2 protein-coding genes are annotated in these 1,519 nt (G+C 59.3%); both read left to right on the top strand.

The genetic code is table 11. The features are described 5' to 3' along the window. The first annotated feature begins 442 nt into the window (after positions 1-442). Positions 443-685: a hypothetical protein gene (locus SO139_RS46130; protein ID WP_498542146.1), complete on the top strand. Its 243-nt coding sequence runs from the start codon at positions 443-445 to the stop codon at positions 683-685. 324 nt (positions 686-1,009) lie between these two features. Continuing rightward, on the top strand, positions 1,010-1,519 hold a 510-nt coding region (locus SO139_RS46125; RefSeq protein WP_498542145.1), incomplete at its 3' end, for a hypothetical protein.

Genomic DNA, 1,519 nt, shown 5'->3' with positions numbered 1-1,519 from the left:
GCAATAGGCCCGGGGGCTCCGTGCGCATCACCGCCTTTTTTGAGGTGGCCGGGAGCGTTCTCACAGTTTCCGTTGCCATTGCAGGCGGATGCTGGTGGCGCGGACAACGCCAAAGTGAGAACGAAAGCTGCGGCGGTTAAAACGCGTTGGGCGATCTTCGTCGTTCTTCTCCCTGCGCGGCTCCGGGGGCGACAACTTAAGCGAGTGTATCGTCATAGCATTATGTCAGCGATTATATCCTTATGTTTTTCTTAGATCTATCAAATACGTTAATAAATGTCGCACGTTGTGCCAATCAGATAAAAAGGGACCGCAGCTCGTAAGGGGGCTTTGGGCGAGCTGGGGCCAACTGCCCTTGGGGAAGGGCATCGGGTGAACTTGGCAAACGCGCAAACGTTCCTTACCTTTGTGAGCGTGCTGGGATGGTTGCGTGGAGGGGTTCATGGTTATTGAGCGCTTGCACCCGCCAAAGTACTGGTGGACGCGAGCGGAAGAGTTCCACACCAAGGCGGACAATTGCCAATTCCAACAAACCAGAGCCGCGCTGCGCAAAACGGCTGAAAACTATGAAAAGCTGGCGCGTCGCGCAGAGCAAATCCGCACCGTTGAAGAGCTGGACGAGCGCCGCCGGAAGGAAGCTCGCACGAACATTCGCCAAATACATCCCGATAATCGGCTGCGATGATCACGCGACTGCGCATCGCTAAAGCATCGTCCCATCATGCCCCGGCAAGTTACCGCATGAATACGGCTATGGCCGTTAGCAGCGGCGTCATGCTGCGGCCGCGCTCGGCAGGATCGTTCAGCGGTTGGTCCACCAGCACACGCTCTAGCTCCTGACGCGTCACCCGCGCGCGCGTCTTGACACCTCTGAGGTCCCTACCGCGCCGCGATCAAGCGAGCGCTAGCGTGCAAGGTGTCGAGGCCAGTCGCCGATCGGCGGGGCGCCTAGGGAGGTTTTCAATTGACGCTCGCGCCGCATCATAGCCCGTAACGGAGGGAGATCGTCATGGGTCTCGACAATCCCGAGCGACAGGCGCGATGGCGCACCAAACGGAAGGAGGAAATCGAACGACTGCGCAACGTCGTCGCCGAACAATCCAAGCAATTGGCCGAGGCGCGAAGGGCAATCGAGATTGCCACCCTTCAGCAAGAGAACGCGACATTGAAGATTGCGCTTGCTGATGAGCATAAACGGCATGCAGCGACCAACGCCATGGCGGCCAAGCCTGCACCGGCGCCGATTGATCGCGGCGAGGTGGCCCGCCTCAAGAGGACGAACCGCAACCTGCGGCTCGCGCTGCAAGAAATGACTAAATGGTATGAGGGAGAAAGTCGCCGGAAGGGCTTCATGACGTTCGCGACTTATGGCAAGCTCATGAAATGCTTGCATCCCGACGGCCAGCCAAGCGACTCGGAGAGAAGTGAGGCTGCGCGCTGCTCGTTAAGATCGCAGCAGCCGGAGGACGCCGACGGCGGGCCGGCTTTTCCAGTGCCGTACGGCGGCAAGTCCCGGTGC

The sequence above is a fragment of the Bradyrhizobium sp. UFLA05-89 genome, assembly GCF_059803475.1.
This window is presented reverse-complemented; position numbering and strand designations above follow the sequence as displayed.